The 24,605-nt window shown below is 68.7% G+C and carries 18 protein-coding genes and 1 riboswitch; of the genes, 9 read left to right on the top strand and 9 right to left on the bottom strand.

The window, feature by feature from the left end:
- Positions 1-35 precede the first annotated feature (35 nt).
- From bcsG to BLV92_RS19100, 3 genes are all read left to right on the top strand, one after another.
- Positions 36-1,619 (top strand): cellulose biosynthesis protein BcsG, encoded by a 1,584-nt coding sequence (bcsG, locus tag BLV92_RS19090; RefSeq protein WP_090547839.1) that lies wholly within the window; start codon positions 36-38, stop codon positions 1,617-1,619.
- Entirely contained in the window at positions 1,619-1,813 is a 195-nt protein-coding gene (locus BLV92_RS19095) for a hypothetical protein (protein ID WP_090547840.1), read from the top strand. The genes bcsG and BLV92_RS19095 overlap by 1 nt, the downstream gene beginning before the upstream one ends.
- A 111-nt stretch (positions 1,814-1,924) precedes the next feature.
- Positions 1,925-3,712: a GGDEF domain-containing protein gene (locus tag BLV92_RS19100; RefSeq protein WP_090547842.1), complete on the top strand. Its 1,788-nt coding sequence runs from the start codon at positions 1,925-1,927 to the stop codon at positions 3,710-3,712.
- 24 nt (positions 3,713-3,736) lie between these two features.
- Here BLV92_RS19100 and BLV92_RS19105 read toward each other — a convergent pair whose 3' ends face one another.
- From BLV92_RS19105 to BLV92_RS19120, 4 genes are all read right to left on the bottom strand, one after another.
- The gene (locus BLV92_RS19105; RefSeq protein ID WP_243843792.1) at positions 3,737-5,536 is read right to left on the bottom strand and encodes an SLC13 family permease; all 1,800 of its coding nucleotides are present in this window, start codon (positions 5,534-5,536) and stop codon (positions 3,737-3,739) included.
- A 94-nt stretch (positions 5,537-5,630) separates the two neighbouring features.
- The gene (gene ggt / locus BLV92_RS19110; RefSeq protein WP_090547845.1) at positions 5,631-7,292 is read right to left on the bottom strand and encodes a gamma-glutamyltransferase; all 1,662 of its coding nucleotides are present in this window, start codon (positions 7,290-7,292) and stop codon (positions 5,631-5,633) included.
- Positions 7,293-7,392: 100 nt separating this feature from the next.
- Positions 7,393-7,611 carry an EmrB/QacA subfamily drug resistance transporter gene (locus BLV92_RS19115; protein ID WP_090547846.1) on the bottom strand — a complete coding sequence of 73 codons (219 nt, stop codon included), beginning with the start codon at positions 7,609-7,611 and terminating at the stop codon, positions 7,393-7,395.
- Positions 7,612-7,623: 12 nt separating this feature from the next.
- Positions 7,624-9,258 carry an L-lactate permease gene (locus BLV92_RS19120; RefSeq protein WP_090547848.1) on the bottom strand — a complete coding sequence of 545 codons (1,635 nt, stop codon included), beginning with the start codon at positions 9,256-9,258 and terminating at the stop codon, positions 7,624-7,626.
- A 503-nt stretch (positions 9,259-9,761) separates the two neighbouring features.
- Between BLV92_RS19120 and dinB the strand changes: the two genes are divergently transcribed.
- The gene (dinB, locus tag BLV92_RS19125; protein ID WP_090547850.1) at positions 9,762-10,955 is read left to right on the top strand and encodes a DNA polymerase IV; all 1,194 of its coding nucleotides are present in this window, start codon (positions 9,762-9,764) and stop codon (positions 10,953-10,955) included.
- 122 nt (positions 10,956-11,077) lie between these two features.
- Positions 11,078-12,550: an MFS transporter gene (locus BLV92_RS19130; protein WP_090547851.1), complete on the top strand. Its 1,473-nt coding sequence runs from the start codon at positions 11,078-11,080 to the stop codon at positions 12,548-12,550.
- Between the two features lie 10 nt (positions 12,551-12,560).
- On the opposite strand, the gene BLV92_RS19135 is transcribed toward BLV92_RS19130, so the two are convergent.
- The 3 genes from BLV92_RS19135 to BLV92_RS19145 form a co-directional block, all read right to left on the bottom strand.
- Positions 12,561-13,760: a porin gene (locus tag BLV92_RS19135; protein ID WP_090551208.1), complete on the bottom strand. Its 1,200-nt coding sequence runs from the start codon at positions 13,758-13,760 to the stop codon at positions 12,561-12,563.
- 132 nt (positions 13,761-13,892) lie between these two features.
- Positions 13,893-15,362 carry an amidase gene (locus BLV92_RS19140; protein WP_090547853.1) on the bottom strand — a complete coding sequence of 490 codons (1,470 nt, stop codon included), beginning with the start codon at positions 15,360-15,362 and terminating at the stop codon, positions 13,893-13,895.
- A 92-nt stretch (positions 15,363-15,454) separates the two neighbouring features.
- Positions 15,455-16,762 carry an MFS transporter gene (locus BLV92_RS19145; protein WP_090547854.1) on the bottom strand — a complete coding sequence of 436 codons (1,308 nt, stop codon included), beginning with the start codon at positions 16,760-16,762 and terminating at the stop codon, positions 15,455-15,457.
- A 338-nt stretch (positions 16,763-17,100) separates the two neighbouring features.
- Between BLV92_RS19145 and BLV92_RS19150 the strand changes: the two genes are divergently transcribed.
- Positions 17,101-18,036, top strand: a complete 936-nt coding sequence (locus BLV92_RS19150; protein WP_090551211.1) for a LysR substrate-binding domain-containing protein — start codon at positions 17,101-17,103, stop codon at positions 18,034-18,036.
- A gap of 30 nt (positions 18,037-18,066) precedes the next feature.
- Here BLV92_RS19150 and BLV92_RS19155 read toward each other — a convergent pair whose 3' ends face one another.
- Both BLV92_RS19155 and BLV92_RS19160 read right to left on the bottom strand, forming a co-directional pair.
- Entirely contained in the window at positions 18,067-19,290 is a 1,224-nt protein-coding gene (locus BLV92_RS19155; RefSeq protein WP_090547856.1) for a D-amino acid dehydrogenase, read from the bottom strand.
- Between the two features lie 170 nt (positions 19,291-19,460).
- A riboswitch (glycine riboswitch) is annotated at positions 19,461-19,551 on the bottom strand.
- Positions 19,552-19,628: 77 nt separating this feature from the next.
- Positions 19,629-20,582 (bottom strand): LysR family transcriptional regulator, encoded by a 954-nt coding sequence (locus BLV92_RS19160; protein ID WP_167627120.1) that lies wholly within the window; start codon positions 20,580-20,582, stop codon positions 19,629-19,631.
- Positions 20,583-20,754: 172 nt separating this feature from the next.
- Between BLV92_RS19160 and BLV92_RS19165 the strand changes: the two genes are divergently transcribed.
- The 3 genes from BLV92_RS19165 (at position 20,755) to BLV92_RS19175 (ending at position 24,539) form a co-directional block, all read left to right on the top strand.
- Positions 20,755-22,077, top strand: a complete 1,323-nt coding sequence (locus BLV92_RS19165) for an MFS transporter (protein WP_090547859.1) — start codon at positions 20,755-20,757, stop codon at positions 22,075-22,077.
- Positions 22,078-22,091: 14 nt separating this feature from the next.
- The gene (locus BLV92_RS19170; protein ID WP_244283851.1) at positions 22,092-23,291 is read left to right on the top strand and encodes a M20 aminoacylase family protein; all 1,200 of its coding nucleotides are present in this window, start codon (positions 22,092-22,094) and stop codon (positions 23,289-23,291) included.
- 123 nt (positions 23,292-23,414) lie between these two features.
- Positions 23,415-24,539, top strand: coding sequence for a porin (locus BLV92_RS19175; protein ID WP_090547862.1), 1,125 nt, complete (start codon positions 23,415-23,417; stop codon positions 24,537-24,539).
- Positions 24,540-24,605: the final 66 nt, after the last annotated feature.

Below are 24,605 nucleotides of genomic sequence, written 5' to 3' on the forward strand. Positions count from 1 at the left end.
CGAACAGGCCGCCGAGGCCGGAGGCATCGCGCATCATGGGATTCTGGAACCTGTATTTCGCCGCGAAGCTGTACCTGTTCAGCGTCGGCAAGCTGCAGCCCGTCTGGTGGATGAACCTGCTGTTCGCGCTCGCGCTGCTCGTGCCGATCCGCAACCGCTGGGCGCGGATCGCGCGGCGCGTGCTCGCCGTCGTCGTCGGCGTGACGCTGCTCTATCACGAGGCGAACGTGCCGCCGATCGGCCGCGTGATCGAGCAACTGCCCGCGCTCGGCTCGTTCACGCCGCGCTACATGCTCGAACTGATCGGCCGCGTGGTGCCGATGTCCACCGTGTACGTCGTCGTATTCGTGCTGGTGCTGTACTTCCTGATCAGCCGCTGGGTGCGCATCACGACGTTCGTGCTGATCGCGCTGATCGCGATGCCGCTGTGGCAGGGCTTCGGGGTGCTCGCGGCGCACGCGGGCGCGTCCGCGACGGTCGCGACGGCCGGCGGCAATCCGGGCGCCGGCGCGGCCGGGAGCAGCACCGGCGGCAGCTACGACAGCCAGATCACGTCGTTCCGGAGCGCCGAGGCCCAGCGCACGGTCGCGTTCACGCCGCCGAAACCCGCGCCCGCCGACGCGCAGTACGACATCATCATGATCCACGTGTGCTCGCTGTCGTGGGACGACCTCGACGTCGCGAACCAGCGCACCAATCCGCTGTTCTCGCGCTTCGACTACGTGTTCACGAACTTCAGCGGCGCGGCGAGCTACAGCGGCCCGGCCGCGATCCGCGTGCTGCGCGCGACCTGCGGGCAGGAATCGCACCGCGACCTGTACAGCGCCGCGCCCGCGCAATGCCATCTGTTCGCGGACCTCGCGCAGCTCGGTTTCGCGCCGCAGGCGCTGCTGAACCACAACGGCCAGTTCGACGACTTCCGGGGCATCGTCGAGCGCGAGATCGGCGTGCCGGGCGTGAAGCTGCTGCCGAACGACGGACTGCCGGTCGCGATGCGCGAGTTCGACAACTCGCCGCTGGTCGGCGACTACGACGTGCTGTCGCGCTGGTATCAGCAGCGCGTCGCGGCCGGCGGCGGGCCGGTCGCGCTGTACTACAACACGGTGACGCTGCACGACGGCAACCGGATTCCGGGCAACAACATGAACAGCCTGCAGTCGTTCCCGCTGCGCCTGAAGACGCTGCTCAACGACATCGACCGCCTGACCGACCTCGTGCAGCAGTCCGGCCGCAAGGCGGTGCTCGTGTTCGTGCCCGAGCACGGCGCGGCGCTGCGCGGCGACCCGAACCAGATCGCCGGGATGCGCGAGATCCCGACGCCGCGGATCATCCACCTGCCGGTCGGCGTCACGCTGGTCGGGATGCCGAAACCGGCGGCGGGCGCGGCGCACACGACGGTCAGCATCGATACGCCGACCAGCTTCCTCGCGCTCGCGCAGCTGCTGTCGAACCTCGTCGCGAACAACCCGTTCGCGCCGAACGCGCCGCCGCTCGCGCAATACGCGCAGAACCTGCCGCAAACGCGGATGGTCGGCGAGAACGAATCGACGCTCACGCTGACGACGACGAACGGCTACGTGATCCACACGTCGGACGGCGTCTGGGTGGAGGGCAAGTGATGCCGCAGCGAACCCCGCAGCGCGAGCCGGCCGGCTCGAACGACATCGACAATCTCGCGAACTTCGTCGACGGCGTCGATCCGAAACGCTACTTCGACCGCCAGGCCGACGACGCGTGGCGCAACGCGGCGCGGCGCTGGCCGGTGCTCGCGGCGGTGCTCGGCGTCGATCCCGACGCCGGCAGGCGCGGATGACGGCGGCTGTGTCGATCCGCCGCCGCCGCGTGCCGCGACGCGCGGCGAGCGGCGGACGCCGCCGTTCGCGCGCAATGTTTGCCATGCGGCCGCCGACCGTCCGCTGAACCCATGCGAGCCAACGCCCCCGTCGCGGAGCCGCGTCATCCGCCGCCGGCCACGCCGGTCAATCCGCGCTTCAGCGCCGCGGCGATCCTGATCGGCTGCCTGTTCCTCGTGCTGACCGCCGCGCTCGTCTGGTACGAGTGGGACGCGTACGCCGACGCGAACGACGCGGTCGCGTCGTTCGGCACGTTTCGCGCGACGCTGGTCGCAATGGAGAAGGTGTCGGCCGAACGCGGGCCGATGAACGCCGCGCTCGGCAGCGACGATGCGCTGCCGGACGGCGCGCCTGCGCCGCTCGCCGCCGCGCGCCGCGACACCGACGCGGCAATCGCGCGGCTGCGGACCCGGCTCGACACGCCGTCGTGCGGCTGGTGCGAAAGCGAGCGGCTCGGGCTCGCGCGCCTCGTCAACGACCTGACGTCGGCGCGCAACGACGTGGACCGGTTGCTGAAGCTGCCCGGCCCCGCGCGCACCGACGCCGCGCTGAACGACGCGGTCGCGCGGATGGTCGCCGTGGTCCGGCAGTTCCGCCGCATCATCGACGCGAGCCAGCTCGCGATCGTGGACAGCACCACCGGCGCACTCGACTTCCTGCAGATGGCGCGCCTCGCGGCGACGATGCGCGACGAGGCCGGGCTGCTCGGCTCGCGCTTCACGAGCGCGCTCGCGACGCACCGGCCGCTGACCCAGGCCGAGCAGTTGAACGTCGAACGCTCGTATGGCCGCATGCAGCAGTTGCGCTTCGCGATCGAATCGCTCGCGGCGACGAACCCGGCGCTCACGCGCGGCGCGTTCGTGCAGGTAAACGAGCAGTACTTCAGGCTCGGCCTCGACTACATCGCGACCGTGCGCGCGCTGACCGGCGGCCCCGGTTCGCCGCTGCCGACCACCGCGCAGTTCGCCGCGACCTACGTGCCGACGATGCGCCCGATCGTCGACTTCCGCGACGAGATGCTCGCGCGCGCGGAGGCGGCGCTGCTGCGCCATCGCAGCGCGATGCTCGCGCGCTGCGTCGCGATCGCCGTCGCGGGCGTCGTGCTCGCGTCGCTGCAGTTCGCGCTGTTCTGGCTGTTCCGCCGCTACGTGATCGCGCCGTTCAACGACGCGACCCGCGCGATCGTCGCGATCGCGGGCGGCGACCTGACGGCGGCCGTGCAGTCGCACGCGTATCGCGGCGACGTGCAGTCGCTGTTCGACGCGGTGCAGGTGCTGCGCTCGAACAGCCGCGAACGGATGCGGCTCGAACAGGAGCGCAACGCGCTGATCGACGAACTGAAGACGATGGCGGAAACCGACGCGCTGACCGGCCTGATGAACCGCCGCGCGTTCGAGGGCCGCGCGCGCGTGCTCAGCTCGATCGCGCGCGGCACCGAATCGTTCGTCACGCTGATCGCCTTCGACATCGACCACTTCAAGCGGATCAACGACACCTACGGGCATCCGACCGGCGACCTCGCGCTGAAGACCATCGGCAACCTGTGCCGCGAGACGTGGCGGCGCGACGACATCGTCGCGCGCATCGGCGGCGAGGAGTTCGCGGTGCTGCTCGACACCCAGGGTTACGCGGAGGCGTTGCAGACCGTCGAGCGGTTCCGCGAGAAGCTGTCGAACGTCACGCTGCGCGCGACCGACGGCACGCCGTTCACGATGACCGCGAGTTTCGGCGTCGCGGTGTCCGCGCGCGATGCGGCGCCGGACATCGCGGCGCTGATCGCGCGCGCGGACGCGCTGCTGTATCGCGCGAAAACCGACGGAAGGAACCGCGTCGTCGCGGACGAGCCCGCCGCGACGTGACAGCCCCTCCCGCGCGCCGCAATGCTAGAACGACCAGTACAGCGGCGCAATGACGACAACCACCGTCATCGACCACAGCACGATCAGCGCGCCGAGCTTCCAGTAGTCGCCGAACTGGTACGCGCCCGGTCCATACGTGACGAGGTTCACCGGCGTGCTCATCGGCGTCAGGTGAGCCGCGCCCGCGCCGAGCGCGACGGCGATCAGGAGCGGCGTCGCCGACACGCCCAGTTCCTTCGCCGTCGCGACCGCGATCGGCACCATCACCAGCGCGGCCGAGTTGTTGGAGATCACCTGCGTGAGCGCGGCGGCGACGAGAAAGAGTCCCGCCATCAGCGCGCGCGGACCGCCCGCGCCCACCACCTGAATCACGTATTCGCCCAGCAGGTTCGCGAGCCCGGTTTTCGACATCGCCGTCGCCAGCGGAATCATCCCGCCGACCAGCACGCAGGTGTTCCAGTCGATGCTGTAAAGCTGGTTCAGCGTAATCACGCGCGTCAGCACCATCGCCGTCACGCAGATCAGCGTCGCGACCGCAGCCGGCACCGCGTTGGTCGCGAGCAGCACCACCAGCACGAGCAGGATGACGATCGCCTCGCGCGCGCCGCGGCTCAACGCGACGGTCTGCCGGCGGATCATCTGCGGCGCGTCGACCATCAGCATCTGCGGGTCGGAGAAATGCTTGTCCAATGCTTCCCACGTGCCGCGAAACAGCAGATGGTCGCCCACCCGCAACTGCGTCGCCGGCCCGGCCACGTCGTTGCCGCCGCGCTGCACGGCGAGCACGATCAGATCGCCTTCGTGCGTCGCCATGCCCGGAAACACCGTCTGCCCGACGAGCGCCGAACGCGGCGGGATCACGACTTCGGCCAGGCCCGAAGAACGATTGAACAGCGCGTTCGTGATCGTCTGCGATTCGGCGAACGGCTCGCGGATCGCCAGATGCAGGTCGCCCGCGAGCCGTCCGACACTGTCCGCGTCGCCGCGCACCAGCAGGTGATGGCCTTCGGCTACGGCCGTGCCGATCAGTTCCGTATCCTGATCGTCGAGCAGGCCGAGCACGCTGAGACCCGGGTACGGCGTCACGTCGATGTCGCCGGGCAGCTTGCCGATCAGCGGCGAACTGGCGCGCACGCGCAGCCGGTGCACGCCGTCCGCGATCCGGTATTGCTCGACGAGCGTATGCGCGTGCCGGCTGAAATCGGCGGGCAGCGATCCCGAATTGCGCTTCGGCAGCAGCCGCGGTCCGAACAGCAGAATGATGACGAGCGACCCGGCGAGGAGCGGCAGGCCGACGATCGACCATTCGAAGAACCGGATCGGCGCGCCGCCGGCCGCGTCGGCCGCGCTCGCCGCGATCACGTTCACCGGGCTGCCGAGCAGCGTCAGCTTCGCGCCGGTCAGGCACGCGATCGACACCGGCATCATCAGTTGCGAAGGCATGATGCGCGTCTGCACGCAGACGATCACCGCGATCGGCAGCATCGCGACGACCGCGCCGTTCATGCCGATCAGCGCGGTCGTGACGGCCGACAGGATCAGCAGCGACGCGATCAGCCGCAGCCGGCTCTTGCCGGCATGGTGGATCAGCCACTGTCCGGCCCACGTGCCGACGCCGGTGGTTTCGAGGCCGATGCCGATGCCGAGCAGCGCCGCGATGAACACGATCAGCGGGTCGCCGAAACCGCCCAGCGCCTCGTGCATCGTCAGCACGCCGGTCAGGTACAGCGCGAGCAGCGACATGACCGCCACGACCGCCGCCGGCCATCTGTTCCAGATGAACAGCGCCATCGTGGCGACGAGGATCAGCAAGGTCGTGACCATGGGGTTCATTGGTTCTGCCCTTCATGCGATGGTGCCGCCGCGTGCCCGCGATCACGCGGGCACGTCCTCGTCGATGCGCGCCGCAGCCGGACGATCAGTAGCCGAGCGCGGCCCCGTCGCCGCGCGGGTCGGCGCCGCCCTCGTAGAACCCCTGCTCCCGGTCGACGAGAATCGCGTGCGCGTGACCCATGTTGTCGTTCCAGTCGGTGACCATCTGGACCGGCTGGCCGCGGCGCTTCAGCTCGCGCACGACTTCGTCGGAGATGCGCCCCTCCAGCGACAGGTTGCGCGATCTGGTGCCCCACGTGCGCCCCATCAGCCAGCGCGGCGCTTCGATCGCCTGCTGCACGTCGTAGCCGAAGTCGACGATCCGCGTCACCATCGCCGCCTGCGTCTGCGGCTGCCCCTCGCCGCCCATCGAGCCGAACGCGAGGCACGGCCGGCCGTCGCGCGTCATCAGCGCGGGGATCAGCGTATGGAAGGTCCGCTTGCCCGGCTGAAGGCAGTTCGGGTGATGCTCGTCCAGCGAGAAAAACGCGCCGCGATTCTGCATGATGATGCCGGTGTCGCCGCCGATCACCGCGCTGCCGAAATCGTGATAGATCGACTGGATCAGCGACACGACCATGCCGTCGCGATCGGCCGCGCAGAAGTAGCAGGTGTCGCCGTCCGGCGCGCGGCGTTCGTGCGGGTACGTATAGGGGATGCCGGCCGGCACCGTCGCGATGTCCATCGCGCGCGCCGGGTCCAGCAGCTTGCGGCGCTCGTCGCAGTACGCCTTCGAGATCAGCTGGTCCACGGGAATCGCGACGAAACGCGGATCGGTCAGCCACTCCTCGCGATCCGCGAACGCGATCTTCACCGCCTCGGCCAGATGATGGTAGTAGTCCGCGCTGCCGTCGCCCCACGCGACGACGTCGTAACCCTCGATGAGGTTCAGGACCTGCAACGGCGTGAAGCCCTGCGTGTTCGGCGGCAATTCGTGGATCGTATAGCCGCGATACGTCGTGCTGATCGGCTCGACCCATTCCGCGCGATACGCGGCAAAGTCGCCGGCTTGCAACGGCGAGCCGGCCGGACCGATCGCGGCGCAGATGCGCGCGGCCAGGTCGCCGTCATAGAAGCCGCCGCGCGCGCCGCGCTCGGCGATCTGTTGCAGCGAGCGCGCCAGCGCGGCCTGCACGAGCCGGTCGCCGTCGGCCGGCACGCGGCCGCCCGGCAGAAAGATCGCGGCCGTCTCCGGATGCCGCGTGAGGATCGGCACGTCCTGCGCGGTCCAGTCCGCGAGCGAGCGGCTGACCGGCACGCCGTCGCGCGCGTAGCCGATCGCGGGCGCGAACAGGTCCGCCCACGCCACGCGCCCGAAGCGTTCGTGCGCGAGACGCCAGCCGTCGATGGCGCCCGGCACCGTCAGCGCGCTTTGTGGCCCGCGTGCGGCGATTTCATCGGCGCCCGCGCGGGTCCGGTAGCGCGCGGGCGTCGCGAGTTGCGCGGCCGGTCCGCTCGCGTTGATCGCGTGAATCCGCTCGCCCGCGCCGTCCGCGATCAGCCAGAAGCCGTCGCCGCCGAGTCCCGCCATGTGCGGATACGCGACGCACAGCACCGCATTCGCGGCGATCGCGGCATCGACCGCCGTGCCGCCGCGCTGAAGCATCTCCACGCCGGCCTGGCTCGCGAGATAATGCGGCGTCGCGACCATGCCGTGCGGCGCGCGCGTGGGCGGCCGGCCGGTGCGAGGGCCATTCGGATGACTCATGGTGAGATCCCCTGCTGTTCGTCCATCACGTCCGTCCGCGCCGCGCGCCCGAAGCCGGCGATGTCCGGCGGCGACGCGGCGGCCGGCGCCGACGGCCCGGTCACGAAGCCCGGTCGTCGAACTCGACGCCCGCGTCCCGCACCTTGTCGTTGGAGTGATCCATGAACCGCGTGACGATCGGCAACGCGCCGCCGACGATCACGCACAACAGCCCGACGCTCAACAGCACCATGTTGCCGGCCGTCGCGCCCTTGCTGGTGAGCGGGAACGCCGCGAACATCAGGATCAGCGCCAGGGTTTCCGCCACGAGCTTGTCCATGCGAGTCACCTCTCACGCGAGCATCACAAGAGCGATCGTGCCGATCCCGGTCAGGATCGCGACGATGATCGTCCACGGTATGGCCAGCCTCATCACCGCGCCTTCCTGCCCCTTGATGCCGGTGATGCTGGTGCCGAGCACGATGTTCGCGGGGCCGATCGCGTTGCCGTACGCGCTGCCGGCGGCCTGCGCGGCGACGATCGCCTCGGTCGGCAGCGCGTGCAGTTGCGCGACGTCGCTTTGCAGGCCGCCGAACAGCACGTTCGACGCGGTGCTGCTCGACGTCATGAACGCGCCGAGCGCGCCGATCATGCTCGCGATGCCCGCATACACGAGCGGCGGCGACGCGTCCGCGATGCCGTGCGCGAGCACCTGGGTCTGGCCGCTGTGATCGAGCACGCGGCTCGTCACGAGGAACGCGATCACCGGCACCGACGCGGGCACGCCGTCCACGATCAGCGCGCGGCCGAGATTTTCCGTGCCATGCCGCGCTCCCCACGCGCCGTAATACCCCTTCGCGCGATACACGATCCACACGACGACCGACGCGATCAGCAGCATCGTCCCCGGATGGGTCAACGGCGAGAACGGCGCATAACGTGCGACCGCAGCATTGGTCACGCCGAAGCCGGTCGTCACCTCCGGAAACGGCAGGCCGATCCGGAATTGCCGCAGCGCGTTATTGAGCGGATCGATCAGCAGGATGCCGAGCGTCACCACCGTCAACACGACGTACGGCAGGAACGCCATGCCGATGCTCATCACCGGCTCTTCCGCGTCCGTCTGCGCGCGCACCGCCGTGTCGTCCATCGCGGGGCGGTCCGGAACCTCGTCGACCGGCACCGGCTCGCTGAAACGACGCCAGCGCGACAGCGGATACAGCGCGACCATCGCGACGGCGGCGGCGAGGAACGTCGAGAGTTCCGGGCTCAGGAATGCGAACAGCAGCTGGCCGAAGCCGAGGATCGTGCCGAGAATCAGCACCAGCGGCCACGCGTGGCGCACCGCGGCCCAGCGCCCGTACAGCCACACGATCAGCAAACCGCCGAGGTAGGTCGGAATGAGCAGCAGCAGCGACGATTCGAACGCGGCGCGGGTCACGTCCTGCACGTCGGCCACCTGCAACGTCGCGAGCCAGCCCACGCCCAGCGTGCCGAAGAAGCGCGCCCATGCGTGCGCGATGATCGAGATGGTCGCCGCATACACGGGCCTCACGCCCATCGCGAGCAGCAGCGGCGCGACGACCGCGATCGGCGCGCCGAAACCGGCGATGCCTTGCAGGAACGACGAGAACACCCAGCCGAGCCCGACGATGATGAACAGTTCGTTGCGGCTGAAACGCGAGATGCCCTGTCGAAGCGCGTCGTATCCGCCGGCCTGCTTGGTAATCTGATAAAGCAGCAGCGCGGGCCACATCACGTAGAGAATGAATATCGCGTCCCATACGCCTTTCGCACTGGCGACCGTCAATGTCGTGACCGGCGTGCGGAATGCGAATAACGCAATCACGCCGGCGACGAACATCGCCCCCGGCCCCGCTTCCGGCGCCCGCCAGCGAAGCGGCACGAGAAAAACCAGCAACGCAATGATCGAAAGGGTTGCCAGGATCCAATGAAGCAGATCAATCGGAACGCTTGTCTCGCCCATGTCGCTCCCTCGATGCAGTTGATTGCCGTCTTATGCTGGGAGATCTGTTTTTCCGGATCGGTGAAGGGATCATAGCTTCTTTTTTTAATGCCGCAAGGCGAAAATCCTTAAAGCAATTTCACCCGATTCGGAATTCGATTGAATTAGCACTTATTGTTTCGCGCTACTCAACCCGCTACTCAACCTGCCACTCAACCTTTATTCAAAACCATGTTATTTAACATGGCGGATTCCGGCCTCCAGCCGGCCTAGATCGGGAGTCTTTTCGCATTGACGATGCGCGCGCAATCAATCCCGAACGACCCAGCCGGCATTCTTATTCGAACGAATTTCGATGATCCGATGTGGCCGACATGGAATGAAATCTGCTGGATGCCGAAATAAATTCCCGCGCCCCATTACCCGTGCGCCAGGAACGGAAATCGCCGACGCGTTACCATTACGCGTGCGGACGATCCCGCCCACGCAAGCCGCCCGACCTCAACCCGCACGCCTTCGCATTCATGCTTCAGTCCCGCCGCATCGCCCATCTCGACATGGACGCGTTTTACGCGTCGGTCGAGCTGCTGCGTTATCCGGAATTGCGCGGTCAGCCGGTCGTGATCGGCGGCGGCCGCAACGCGACGCCGGAAACGCTGCCCGACGGCACGCGCCGCTTCCAGCGGCTGCGCGACTATGTGGGACGCGGCGTCGTCACGACGTCCACCTACGAGGCGCGCGCGTTCGGCGTGTTCTCCGCGATGGGAATGATGAAGGCCGCGCAGCTCGCACCGGACGCGGTTCTGCTGCCGACCGACTTCGACTCGTACCGCCACTATTCGCGGCTCTTCAAGGCGGCGGTCGCGACGTTCACGACGCAGATCCAGGACCGCGGCATCGACGAAATCTACATCGACCTGACCGACGTGCCGGGCGAGCCGCGCGAGGTCGGCGCGGCGATCAGGCAGGCGGTGCGCGACGCGACGGGCCTCACCTGCTCGATCTGCATCGCGCCAAACAAGCTGCTCGCGAAGATCGGCTCCGAACTCGACAAGCCGGACGGCCTGACGATCCTGACGCCGGCCGACATCGAATCGCGCATCTGGCCGCTGCCCGCGCGCAAGGTCAACGGGATCGGGCCGAAGGCGAGCGAGAAGCTGACGTCGCTCGGCATCGACACGATCGGCGACCTCGCGCGCGCCGCGCCGGAATTCCTGCAAACGCATTTCGGGCTGCGCTACGCGACATGGCTGAAGGAGGTCGCGCACGGGATCGACGACCGGCCGGTCGTCGTGTCGTCGGAGCCGAAGTCGATGAGCCGCGAGACGACCTTCGAACGCGACCTGCATCCGCGCGACGACCGGCCGCTGCTGTCCGAGACGTTCACGCGGCTGTGCGTGCGCGTCGCGGAAGACCTGCAACGCAAGGGTTATGTCGGCCGCACCGTCGGCATCAAGCTGCGCTTCGACACGTTCGAGACGGTCACGCGCGACCTGACGATTCCGGCGGCAACCGCCGACGCCGCCGCGATCCGCCGCGCGGCGACCGAATGCCTGAAGCGCGTGCCGCTGACACGCAGGCTGCGGCTGCTCGGCGTGCGCGTCAGCGCGCTGACGCTGGCCGGCGCGCAGCCGGCGGCGGTCGAGCCGTTCCAGCCGGACCTGTTCGCCGCGCCGGGCGGCGACCCCGCAGAGGATGCGTCGGAACCGCATGCGTGACGCGGTTTTCGCCGCGCGTTACTGAGCGTGCGTGGCCGCTGCATAAGCGAGGCGTAAACCCGCGAACCGCGGTACGCGCCTTGCTACCGCACCCGCTTGTTCACTTCGCTCCCGGAGCGCCGATGCCGCAATCGACCGCCGCCACCGACACCGCGCCGTCCGCCGGCGTCGTCGAAACCGACCTGCCGTCGCGCCTCGACCGCCTGCCATGGGGCCGCTTTCACGTGCTGATCGTCGTCGCGCTCGGCGTCACGTGGCTGCTCGACGGCCTCGAAGTGACGCTCGCGGGCGCCGTGGCGAGCGCGCTGAAGGCGAGCCCCGTGCTGCATCTGACGAACGCCGAAGTCGGGCTTGCCGGCAGCGGCTACATCGCCGGCGCGGTGCTCGGCGCGCTCGGTTTCGGCTGGCTCACCGACCGGCTCGGACGCCGCAAGCTGTTCTTCATCACGCTGACCGTCTATCTGCTCGCGACCGCGGCCACCGCGCTGTCATGGAACTTCGCTAGCTTCGTCGCGTTCCGCTTCGTGACCGGCGCGGGCATCGGCGGCGAATACGCGGCCATCAACTCGACCATCCAGGAGTTCACGCCCGCACGCGTGCGCGGCTGGACCGACCTCGGCATCAACGGCACGTTCTGGGTCGGCGCGGGCGCCGGCGCGGCCGGCTCGCTGGTGCTGCTCGATCCGGGCCTGCTGCCGCCGGACTGGGGCTGGCGCGTATGCTTCCTGATCGGCGCGGCGCTCGCGCTCGTGATCCTGCCGATGCGCGCGTGGGTGCCCGAAAGCCCGCGCTGGCTGCTCACGCACGGCGAGCACGACGACGCGCGCGCGATCGTCGAGCAGATCGAGACGCGTTTTCGCGACGCCGGCCACACGTTCGACGACCGGCCAACGCACGCGCTGCGCCTGCGCGCACGGCATCGCACGCCGCTCGCCGACGTGTTCCGCACGCTGTTCGGCGTGCATCGCCGCCGCGCGTTCGTCGGGCTGTCGCTGATGACCGCGCAGGCGTTCTTCTACAACGCGATCTTCTTCACCTATGCGCTCGTGCTGACCGACTTCTACGGCGTGCCGGGCGACCGCGTCGGCCAGTATCTGCTGCCGTTCGCGCTCGGCAACTTTCTCGGGCCGCTGGTGCTCGGCCGCCTGTTCGACGTGATCGGCCGCCGCGTCATGATCGCGGCCACGTATGCGCTGTCCGGCATCCTGCTGACCGTCAGCGGTTATCTGTTCGCGCACGGCCTGCTCGACGTGACCACGCAGACGGTGTCGTGGATGGTGATCTTCTTCTTCGCGTCGGCGGCGGCCAGTTCCGCGTATCTGACCGTCAGCGAATCGTTCCCGCTCGAAATCCGCGCGCTCGCGATCGCGGTGTTCTACGCGTTCGGCACCGCGCTCGGCGGCATCGCGGGGCCGGCGTTCTTCGGCCGGCTGATCGACACGCATCAGCGCGGCGAAGTGTTCACCGGTTACCTGGTCGGTTCCGCGTTGATGATCGGCGCGGCGGTGATCGCCGCGATCTGGGGCGTCGATGCGGAGCGCAAGCCGCTGGAGCACGTCGCGACACCGTTGTCCGCGGTGTCCGACGATCGCTGAACAGGCGCGATCAGAACCGGTGCCGCATGCCGACGCGCACGACGGCCTGCCTGCCGTTCGCGGAAGCCGACGGCCCGTTGATCGCGGCAACCGCCGCGTGGCCGGTCGAATCCGTGCCGGACGCCTGCTGGTACACGCCGATCAGATAGACGTCGGTGCGTTTCGACAGCAGGTAATCGACGCCGGTCGCGACCTGGTGATACGTCGCGCCGTCGCGGCCGCCGACCGATGCGCCGTTCGTGTAGTCGTAAGCCGCGCCCCACAGCAGCGCCGGCGTGAACTGGTAGCGGAAGTTGACCTCCGCGTTGTTCAGCAGCGCGGTGCCGGCGAGGCCCTGCGGATTCGGCCCGGACGCCGCATCGCCAAGATCGCGGAAGCGCGTGTTCGACCACGTCGCGCCGAGCGTGGCCGCCCCGACGGTCCACGCCGCGCCCGCGCCGATCACGGTCATCGTCCGCGCGGACGCGAAACCCGCATAAACCGGCGACGCCATGTTGCTGCCCGGGATCCCGCCGAGCGTCGGCGCGGGACTGCCGGTGCTGCCGAAAAACGACGTGTTCGGATTCGCGACCGACAGATAACCGATGCCGAGTGCGAACGGCCCGTTCACGTAAGCCGCCGACGCCGACCAGATGCGATTGCGCGCGAAGTCGCCGGCGACGCCGCCGAGGCCGAGCATCGCGGCGACGGTGAAGCCGCGATACGGGTTGCTCGTGAACTTGATCGCGTTGTTGGTCGAGTTCGTGTTGTTGAAGTTGTCGAGATCGCCCGGATGCGCGGCCATGTAGCCGCCCCACTGGTCGCCGACCTCGAACGGTCCGAGGATGTCGACGTTCGTGTCGTATTGCCGCCCGACCGTCACGACGCCGAACGGCCCGGACAGCCCGACATACGCCTTCTTGCCGAACAGCAGGCCGCCCTGCGCGAGCTTGCCGGTGCTCGCGTCGAAGCCGTTTTCGAGCACGAACACCGTCTTCAGTCCGCCGCCGAGATCCTCGACGCCGCGCAGGCCCCAGCGGCTCTGCTGCATCACGCCGCTCATCAGGCGGATCGCGCTGTGGCCGGACACGCTGCCGTCCGGATTCGCGGTCGCGACGTTGCTCGTGTAGCTGATCCCTTCGTCGATGATGCCGTACAGCGTGACCGAACTTTGTGCGGAAGCGATCGCGGGCACCCCGGCCGCGACGACAGCGAGAAGCGTTTTATTCATGTTGTCCGACACCCAGGTTGAGATTGCGCGGAACGCGGGCAAACCGCGTCCCCGCGGGCCTGCACGCGTTGCCTGACGGGCCGGCCCGTTGCCGGGCCGGCGCGCGTTCAGTGCTGCGGGAAAGGACGGCGGCTAGACGCCGCCGATGACGGGCGGACGCGGCATCCGGTGCGCGGCCGCCGTTTCGTACGCGTGGCCGAGTTGCAGCACGCCCCAGTCGTCGCGATAGCGGCCGGCGATCTGCATGCCGATCGGCAGCCCGGACTCGCTGAAACCGCACGGCACCGCGAGCACCGGCGATTCGGTGGACGACAGATACCAGCAGATCCGCATCCAGTCGATGTACGTCGTGTACGCTTCGCCCATGAACGACGCCGGCCAGCGCAGATCGGCGTCGAACGGCAGCATCTGCGTCGCGGGCAGCACGTAGAACGGATGCTCGGCCATGAAGCGGCGCATCGTCTGGAACAGCGCGGTCTTGCGCTCGAACATCGTGCCGAGGTCCGCCGCGCTCAGCGAACGGAACAGCCGGCATTCGTCGTGAATCTCCGGCTTCAGCTGCGCCTGCGCGTCGTCGCCGAGGCGCTGCACGAGCGAGCCGATCATCCACGCGCGCTCGATCCGGAACACGTGCTCCGCGTCCGCGAGGTCGGGGTCCGCGAACACCACTTCGCAGCCGAGCGCGTCGAACACGCGCGCCTGCGCGTGCACCGCGCGCTCGATCTCCGGGTCCACCGCGATGCCCGCGAGCCGCGACGAAAACGCGACCCGCGTGCCGCGAAAATCGCGCTGCAGCGAACCGGCGAACAGCGCGCCCGGCTCCGCGATCTCGGTCGGCGTCTCGCCGCACGGCCCGGCGATCGCGCCGAGCAGCAGCGCGGCGTCGGCGACGTTGCGGGCCATCGGACCGTCCACGCCGAGCGTCGCCCAGCCGTTCGCGTCGGGCGCGCGCGGCACGCGGCCCGGCGACGGACGCAGCCCCACGATGCCGTTCCACGCGGCCGGATTGCGCAGCGAGCCGCCCATGTCGCTGCCGCACGCGAGCGGATTCATCCCGCACGCGACCGACGCGGCCGCGCCGCCGCTGCTGCCGCCCGCGGACTTGTCCAGGTCCCACGGATTGCGCGTCGCGCCGAACACTTCGTTGAACGTATGCGAGCCCGAGCCGAATTCCGGCGTGTTCGACTTGCCGATCATCAGCGCGCCGGCCGCATCGCAGCGGCGCACGATCAGCGCGTCGTGCGCCGGCACGTGCTGCTCGAAGAGCTTCGAGCCGAAGGTCGTGCGCACGCCGCGCGTCGCAGTCAGGTCCTTCTGCGACACCGGCAGCCCATGCAGCGCGCCCTGCCACACGCCGCACGCCCACTGGCTGTCGATGTCGTCCGCGCGACGGCGCAGCGCCGCCTCGTCGGCCAGCGTGACGAGCGCGTTCACCTGCGGATTGACCTCGTGGATGCGGCGCAGATGCGCGTCGAGAATCTCGGCCGCGCTGACTTCGCGGCGGCGCTGCATCTCCAGCAGCGTGAGCGCGGACGCATCGCACAGCCCATCGGATACGGCCGGCTTCGAAGCGGCCGATGCGGGAAAAACGCGGTCTGACATGGCAACCTCTCGTTCCTGTTTCATTCAACGTTGTAGTGCAAATCGATCTCTCAGGTCCGGCCCGGAGCCCGGCTCATGTGCATGGCCCGCGTTCAGATGGCGTCGCGCGTGCGGTCCGTGACGAACGCGAGCGCGAAAAGCGAAAGCACGCCGCACGCGATCACGTACCATGCGGGCGCGACCGGGTCGCCGGTCACCGCGATCAGCCACGTGACGATGAACTGCGCGAAGCCGCCGAAGATCGACACGCCCGCCGCATACGCGATCGACAGCCCGGTTGCGCGGGTGCTGCGCGGAAACATCTCCGGCAGCAGCGTGCCGTTCGCGCCCGCATTGATCGAATGCAGCGCGGCGAGCACGCAGACCACCGCGTACAGCGTCGCGACGCCCGGCACATGCCCGATCAGGTAAAAACCCGGCAGGATCGACAGCGTGAGCAGCGCGCGCGATATGAACGTCACGCGCTTGCGGCCGAAGCGATCGGACCACGCGCCGCCGAGCGGCGACATCACGAGCATTACCGCACCCGCGAGAATGCCGCACCACAGCGCGCTATCCATCGGCAGATGCAGCACCTTGATCGCATAGGTGGACATGTAGTACAGCACGATGAAATGCGCGGACGTGCCGCCGATCACGAGCAGGAACGCGAGCAGCACCAGCCGTCCGTCGCGGCGGAACACGGTGCGCAGCACGCCGCCTGGCGCGCGGTCACCGCCCGCGGCCGGCTCCTCGCCGATGCGCGCGCGCAGATACAGCCCGAGCGGCGCGATCAGCACGCCCGCGAGAAACGGCACGCGCCAGCCCCAGCTTTCGAGCGCCGCGCGATCGAGAAAATGCGACAGCAGGAAGCCGACCAGCGACCCCGCGAGCGCCGCCGCGCCCTGGCTCGCGAACTGCCAGCTCGTGACGAAACCGCGCCGCTCCGGCTCCGCCCGCTCCGCCAGCAGCGCGGTCGCGACGCCGACTTCGCCGCCGGCGGAAAACCCTTGCAGCAGCCGCGCCGCGAGCACGATCAGCGGCGCGGCGATGCCGATCTGCGCGTAGGTCGGCGTCACGCCGATCAGCCCGGTGCCGGCCGCCATCGTCAGCAGCGTGACGTTCATCGCGGCCACGCGGCCGAACCGGTCCGCGAGCACGCCGAACAGGACGCCGCCGAGCGGCCGCGCGACGAAACCGACGCCGAACGTGCCGACCGACAGCAGCAGTTGCTGCTGGGTGGACGCGAGCGGAAAAAACAGCTTGCCGAGCAGCACGGCGAAGAAGCTGTAGACGGTCAGATCGAAGAACTCGAAGCCGTTGCCGATCGTCGTCGCGACGATGAGGCCGCGCGTCGGGAGCGGCGAACTGCGCGAGGCGCGAGAGCGGCTGGCCGCGGACGCGAGTGACGGTGACTTCATGGGCGGCATCCTGTCGGAAGTGAATCGTTCGTTGAAAACGGGGGGGCGTGCGCGGCTTCGCCGGCTTCGAGAGCCTGACGATCGTGACGACAGGCCCAGTCTAGGGAGACAAAAACGCCGCGCCGATTTGCTTTTTCTTATCGTGATAACGGCGGGTTATCGAAGCGGACATCCCACGGAGACCGAACCGGTACAAAACCGATACCGGTCGCGACGCGCATCCGGACGACGCCTCATTGCCGGAATTTTTTCTCGCGGTGTACGATCGGCCGCATGTCGTCACGCTTCCCGCGCGTTGCGCGCGGGTCTTCCGTTCCATCCTCTCGCCGGCCACGTCCTTGAAACATCACCAGCTACGCGCGCTCGTCGCGATCGCGGAGCACGGCAGCCTGCGCGCCGCCGCGCGCACGGTGTACCTGTCGCAGCCGGCGCTGACGAAGGCGATCCGCGAACTCGAACAGGACCTCGGCGTGCCGCTCGTCGTGCGCAGCGCGCGCGGCGCGCAACTCACGAGTTTCGGCCACGCGATCTACGCGCGCGCGAAGCTGATTCTCGCGGAAATGCAGCATGCCCGCGAAGACGTGCTCCAGCTGGCCGGCCTCGACGGCGGCGCGGTGTCGTGCGCGGTCACGCCGCTCGTGTCGCTGAAGTACCTTGCGCGCGCGATCCACACGTTCCGGCTGCGGATGGCGAACACGCGGCTCGCGGTGCAGGAAGGGTTCCTCAGTTCGGCGCTCGCGGGCCTGCGCGACGGCACGCTCGACTTCGCGATCGCGATCGTCGACGAAACGAAGGTCGCGGGCGAATTCCAGTTTCGCCGGCTGCTCGAAGCGGAGCTGATCGTGTCCGCGAGAAGGGGGCATCCGCTTGCGGACGCGCAGTCCATCGAAGACCTTCAGGACGCGGACTGGATGCTGAACACGACGCCCGAGAGCATCGGGCGCGTGTTGCAGGACTACTTCCTCGAACGCGGGTTCGGCGCGCCGCGCGTCGTCGTCGAATGCAGTTCGTTCAGCGCGAGCTTCGCGCTGTCGTACGGCAGCGATCTGCTGTCGTGCTGCCCGAAGAGCTTTCTCGAATCCGACTGGTTTCGCGAGCGCGTCGTCGCGGTGCCGGTGCGAGAGCCGCTGCCGCGCGTCGCGGTCGGCATCATTTCGCGGCGCGACGCGCTGAACACCGCCGCGTGCGATTACCTGATCGACTGCTTTGCGGATGCCGTCGCATCCGCGCCGCCGTTCGACTTCACGGAACCGCACGTCGCCGCCGCGCGCTAGCGGCAGCCGGCGCGCCCGGCAAAACAAGCCCTAAACCCCCGCGCCCGCGACCACCTCCGCCACACTCTCCGCCGTCGCGGCGGACAACGTCCACCCGAGATGCCCATGCCCGGTGTTATAAAACACGCCGCGCCGCCTGCCGCGTCCGACCTTCGGCAACATGCTGGGCAGCATCGGCCGCAACCCCGCCCACGGCACCACGCGCGCGGTCGACATGCCCGGGAAATGACGGCGCGTCCAGTTCACGAGCGGTTCGACGCGATCCGCGCGGATGTCGCGATTGAAGCCGTTCAGTTCGGCGGTGCCGGCCACGCGGAAGCGGTCCGCGCCGAGCCGGCTCGTAACGATCTTCGCGCTGTCGTCGAGCAGGCTCACCCATGGCGCGGCCTCGCGGCTCGCCGCGTCGTCGAGCGACACGGTGATCGAATAACCCTTCACCGGATAGACGTTCACGTGGTCGCCGACCATCGCGGCGAACGCGCGGCTGCCGACGCCCGCGCAAACGACGACGCCGTCGAACGCATCCGCATCGCGCTCGCCGCCGCATTGGGCGACGATCAGCGGCCGGCCGTCCGCGTCGGCGCCGATCGATTCCACCGACGTGTCGTAGCGGAACGTCACGCCATGCGCTTCACACGCGCGCGCGAGGCCGCGCGTGAACTTGTGGATGTCGCCGGTCGAATCGGACGGCGTATAAAAACCGCCATGAAACCGGCCTTGCAGCGCGGGCTCCAGCGCGCGGATCTCGTCGGGCGTGACCGGACTTCGGTCGAGACCGCCGTCGCGCAGCAGTTCGTTGACCTTCAGCGCCGACTCGAATTCGCCGCGCGTCGCATAAAAATGCAGGATGCCGCGCCGCTCCAGGTCGAAGTCGATCCGCTCGCGCTCGGCAATCCCGAACAGGTGCTCGCGCGCGGCGATGGCGAGCCGCACCGTCTCGATCGTGTTCGAGCGATAGTGCGGAATCTGCCGCAGGAACTCGCCGATCCACGAGTATTTGTGCCAGCCGGGCCGCGGGTTCATCAGCAGCGGCGCGTCGCGCGTGAACATCCAGCGCAGCCCCTTCAGCACGGTCGCGCGGCTGTTCCACACTTCGGCGTTGCTCGCCGATAGCTGGCCGCCGTTCGCAAACGACGTTTCCATCGCCGCATAACGGTGGCGTTCGAACACGGTGACGCGATAACCGCGCTGAACGAGCGCGTACGCAGTGGTGACGCCGGTGATCCCGGCGCCGAGAATGGCGATTCGTGGCATGACATGGTCCAGTGGTGTTGAGCATCGCCGGCCGCGCCGTGGTGACGGCCGGCGCCGATGCCCCATCTGTCCATGTACCTGAGAGTTTCGCGTTCGCGCCGCGCATGGTTTCGCGCGCGGCGTCCCGCTCCCCTTCGGTGGGCGCGCGTCGCGCGCCGCTCTCCAGATGTTCCGGCAGCACGGTCCTTTTGCCTGAGAGTTTCCGGGGCGGTTGCTCCGTCGGCGCCGTCACGTTGCGACGGTCTCTCCCCTGCTGCGTTCGTGGAACACCGCGAACCATACCGGCGCAAAAAGCGTTTGGCAATCCCCGGCGACGCGAATGCAACGGTCAGGCGTCGTCACCGCGAGGGACCCGCGCCGCGCAAACGCGGCACCGCGCCCGCGCGCCGGTACAGTCCGCCGATGTTCGCGCTGCATTCGCGGATCAAGTCGATGAACGTCGACGCGACCGACGTCGCGAGCTTCAGGTCGCGGCACACGAGCCCGACCGTCATGTCCGGCAGCGGCTCCTTGAGCGCGAGGCGGCGCAGCTTCGCGTTGTACTCGGGAATGTGGAACGGCAGTTCGGACCACAGGCTGATGAGGTCCGTGGTCGTCGCCATCTCGACGTACAGCACGGTGGACGTGCAGCGCAGCACGCTCTTCGGCGGCTCTACGCCGTGGCTGCTGAACAGCGAGCCGACGAGGCTGGACGCGTCGTCGAGCGCGTCCCAGCTCAGCCAGCCGGATTCCGCGAGCACCGCGAGCGACTTCGGCCCGCGCAACGGATGCCCGGTGCGCACCGCGAGCGTGGTCGGCACCGTGTAAAGCTCCTCCCAGTGAAAACGCGGCTCGACCGGCGGCCCGATCCGCGACACGAGGCCGAAATCGACGGTGCCGTCCGCCAGCCCTTCGTGGATCAGCGTGGGCCGCATCTCGCGCACGTTCACGGTGACCTGCGGATGCGCGAGCATGAAGCGGCGCAGCGCCTCCGCGAACGGGCCGGTCGCCGTCACCGGCGTCACGCCGACGCTGACGGTGCCGCGCGCGACCCCCAGCAGCGTCGCGATGTCCTCGTGCGCGTGGCGCAGTTCCTGGTCGATCGCGCGCGCGTGGCGAATCAGGCTCTGCCCGTAGTGCGTGAGCTGCGCGCCCTTCGCGGAGCGCACCAGCAGCGGCGCGCCGAGTTCCGCTTCGAGATCCGCGAGCGCCTTGCTGATCGCCGGCTGGGTCACGTGCAGGTCGCGCGACGCCTCGTGGATGCTGCCGCCCTCGGCCACCGCGATCAACGCCTTCAGCTGGTGAAACTTCATTGCCCGATCCGCTCCATAATGCGGGTGCCATGCGTCGCGCCCGGCCACGATTCTGCGGGATAAAAAAAAGTTATTGGAATAAAAACAAACGATTTGTTCCGTGAAATTGGCGCTCTTACTGTTCGGACACGTCGTCGCCCCGGCGGCGTGAGACTTCACGAACGGAGCAGTCATGGCAAATCTGCACAACCCGGCCATCGGGTCGTCGGTCCCCGCGCGCGGCGGTCACGCGTCGCGCTTCATGCTCATCGCGGCGACGTCGCTCGGCAACGGGCTGGAGATGTTCGACTTCACGATCTACAGCTTCTTCGCTGTGATCATCGGCAAGCAGTTCTTTCCGTCGCATTCGCCGTTCGGCTCGCTGCTGATGGCGGTCGCGACGTTCGGCATCGGCTTCGTGGTGCGGCCGATCGGCGGCGTCGTGATCGGCAACTACGCGGACCGCGCGGGCCGCAAGGCCGCGATGACGCTGACGATCGTCGTGATGGCCGCCGGCACCGCGCTGATCGGGCTCGCGCCGCCGTATGCGTCGATCGGCGTGCTCGCGCCGGTGCTGGTGGTCGCCGGGCGGCTGCTGCAAGGCTTCTCGGCCGGCGGCGAGATCGGCGCGTCGACGACGCTGCTGATGGAGTCCGGCGTCGCGACGACGCGCGGTTTCCTCGTGAGCTGGCAGGTCGCGAGCCAGGGCGCGGCCGCGCTCGCCGGCGCCTTGAGCGGCTTCGCGCTGGCGCATCTGCTGACGCCGGCCGCGCTCGAAAGCTGGGGCTGGCGCGTGCCGTTCCTGTGCGGACTGCTGATCGGTCCGGTCGGGCTGTACATCCGCCGCTCGCTGCACGAGACGCACACCGACGAGGCGCGCGAAACCAGCGCGTTCAGCGAGGCGCTGCGCTCGCACCGGCGTGAACTGCTGACCGGCATCCTGATGATCGTCGGCAGCACCGCGACGATGTACATCGCGGTGTTCTACATGCCGACCTATCTCATCAAGGTGCTGCACATGCCGTCGGCGACCGCGTTCCTCTCGGGCTGCGTGTCGGGCGCGACGCTCTTCGTCGTCGCGCCGCTGTCCGGGCTGCTCGCGGACCGGCTGAAGCGCCGCAAGCCGGTCGTGTTCGGCGCCACGCTGACGGGCGGACTGCTGGTGTTCCCCGCGTTCTGGCTGCTCAACCACACCGCGAATCTCGGCGTCGCGCTCGCGATCGTCGCGCTGCTCGTGTCGTGCCTCGCGATCATCGCCGGACCGGGTTTCCTGCTGATCCTCGAAGCGTTCCCGAAGCGCGTGCGCGCCACCGGCCTCAGCGTCGTCTATAGCGTCGGCGTGTCGATCTTCGGCGGCTTCGCGCAGTTCATCGTCACGTGGCTCATCAGCGCGACCGGCAATCCGATGTCGCCCGCCTGGTACATGGTCGCGTGCAGCGCGATCTCGCTGTGCGCGCTGCTCGCGCTGCGCGAACAGCGCGCCGCCTCCCCCGCAACGCTTCACCCTGGCCAATGAAAGGAGAGTCATCCATGCCGTTCGTGCTCGAAAAAGGCTTCCACGAAGACCGGCTCGTGCCGGAAGTGGTCGCCGAACAGGACACGTTCATCGACATCCGCCGCCGCATCCACGCGAACCCGGAACTCGGCGCGGACGTCGCCGACACCGCAACGTTCGTCGCCGGCCTGCTGCGCGACTGGGGTTACGACGTGCATACCGGCATCGGCGGCCATGGCGTCGTCGGACGCCTGAAGCGCGGCGGCGGCGCCCGCGCGATCGGCATCCGCGCGGACATGGACGCGCTGCCGATCGTCGAGACGACCGACCTGCCGTATGCGAGCCGCGTGCCGGGCCGGATGCACGCGTGCGGCCACGACGGCCACACGGCGATCCTGCTCGCGGCCGCGAAGCATCTCGCGCGCCATGCGTCGTTCGACGGCACGCTGAACCTGATCTTCCAGCCCGACGAGGAAAACCTGAGCGGCGCGCGCCGGATGATCGAGGACGGCCTGTTCGAACGCTTTCCGTGCGACGCGGTGTACGCGCTGCACAACGCGCCCGGCGTGCCGGTCGGCCAGTTCGTCGTGAAGGAAGGCAGCGTGACGGCCGCATCCGACGTCGCGACCGTCACGCTGAAGGGGGTCGGCGGCCACGGCGCGATGCCCGAGCTGACGCGCGACCCGATCGTCGCCGCAAGCGCGATCGTGATGGCGTTGCAGACGATCGTGTCGCGCAATCTCGCGGCGCGCGACGTCGGCGTGGTCAGCGTCGGCGGCATCCAGGCGGGCGCGACGCACAACGTGATTCCGGAGCGCGCGCAACTGCTGCTGAACATGCGCTCGACGACCCCCGAGGTCCGCGAGCGGATCGAGACGCGCGTGCGCGAGATCGTCGCGTCGCAGGCGCAGACGTTCGGCGTCGAGGCGTCGATCGACTACACGCATCTGGTGCCGGTCGTGCTGAACGCGGAAGGGCCGACCGCGCTCGCGCGCGGCGTCGCGGCGGCGCTCGTCGGCGACGACCACGTGCTGACCGACACGCGCGGCGTGATGGGCAGCGAGGACTTCGCATGGATGGCGCAGTCGGTGCCGGGCTGTTACGTGATGCTCGGCAACGGCGTCGGCCAGTGGGGCGGCTGCATGTGCCACAACCCGAACTACGACTTCAACGACCGGATCATCAGCCTCGGCGCGAGCTACTGGGTCCGGCTCGTCGAAACGTATTTGAAGTAATCACCGCCGTTCACCGCTCGCAGCGCGCGTCCGGCCGGGCGTAGCCGCTGCGGCTCCCCGCAGTCGTTGTCCCCTTCCACTCGAATCGAGCGCCGCCCAACGGCGCCTACCACTACACACACGATGAAAAAGACGATCAAGGCTGCAGCCGCTGCGGCCGGGCTGCTTGCGCTCGCGCCCAGCCTTTGCCATGCGGATTCGGTGTTCTCTTCGCTGATGCCGGCGTTCGGTCCGGGTTATGGCTCGGTGTCCGGCAATCTGGTGTCGATCTACGGCACGGTCGACGAATACATCGACCACTACAACGCCGGCGGGCAGACCGCGACGCGCCTGTTGAGCGGCGGCGCGTGGACGTCGAAAATCGGCATCTACGGCCGCGAGGAACTGACGCCCCGGCTGTCCGTCCATTTCCGGCTCGAAAACGGCTTCAACGCGAACGACGGCACGTTCGGCGCGCCGAACACGATGTTCAACCGCGCCGCGTATGTCGGCATCGCGTCGAAGGACTGGGGCGGAATCGACCTCGGCAAGCAGTTCGGCGTCGGGCTGCAACTGTTCGTCGATCCGTTCTTCGGCGTGTCGAAGCTGTCGCCGTGGACCTACTTCGGCAGCGTGTCCGACCTCGGCCGTGGCGCCTCGACGGTCGAGGCGCGCGTGAGCAACGCGGCCGTCTATACGAGCCCGAGCCTCGCGGGTTTCACCGCGCAATTGCTGTACGCATTCAAGGGCGACCAGTCCGAAGGGCCGGCCGCGCAGAACCGCGGCGGCGCGCTCACCTATGCGAACGGACCGCTCTATGTGTCGGCATCGTTCAACCAGACGTGGTGCGATCCGTCGGCCGGCGCGTGCACCGACACCACGACGCGCACCGACTCGTTCGGCGCGGCGATGATCTACGACATGGGCCGTTATGCGGTGTCCGCGTCGTGGCAGCTGTTCGACCCGCGCTATGCGCAGGACTTCGTCGCGCGCGAGTATTCGCTCGGCTCGCTCGCGCGCTTCGGCGCGCACATGTTCCGCGGCTCGCTCGTCTATCGCGACGTCACGCAGACCGCGAACCATGCGGTCGGCCTCCAGATCGGCGACGACTATTTCCTGTCGAAGCGCACCGCGCTGTATGCGCGCGTGTCGGTCATCAAGAACGCGGCGAACTCGCAGATGACGAACGACCTGTACGGCAGCGGGCCGCTGCCCGCGAAGGGCGCGTCGGTGACGGACTTCGCGCTCGGCGTGTATCACAACTTCTGATCGCGCCCGGCGGCAAGCGGGCGAAAAAAAGGCGTGCCGCACGGCACGCCTTTTTTCAGTCCGAGA

It is taken from the genome of Paraburkholderia caballeronis, from assembly GCF_900104845.1.
GTDB classification, from domain to species: domain Bacteria; phylum Pseudomonadota; class Gammaproteobacteria; order Burkholderiales; family Burkholderiaceae; genus Paraburkholderia; species Paraburkholderia caballeronis.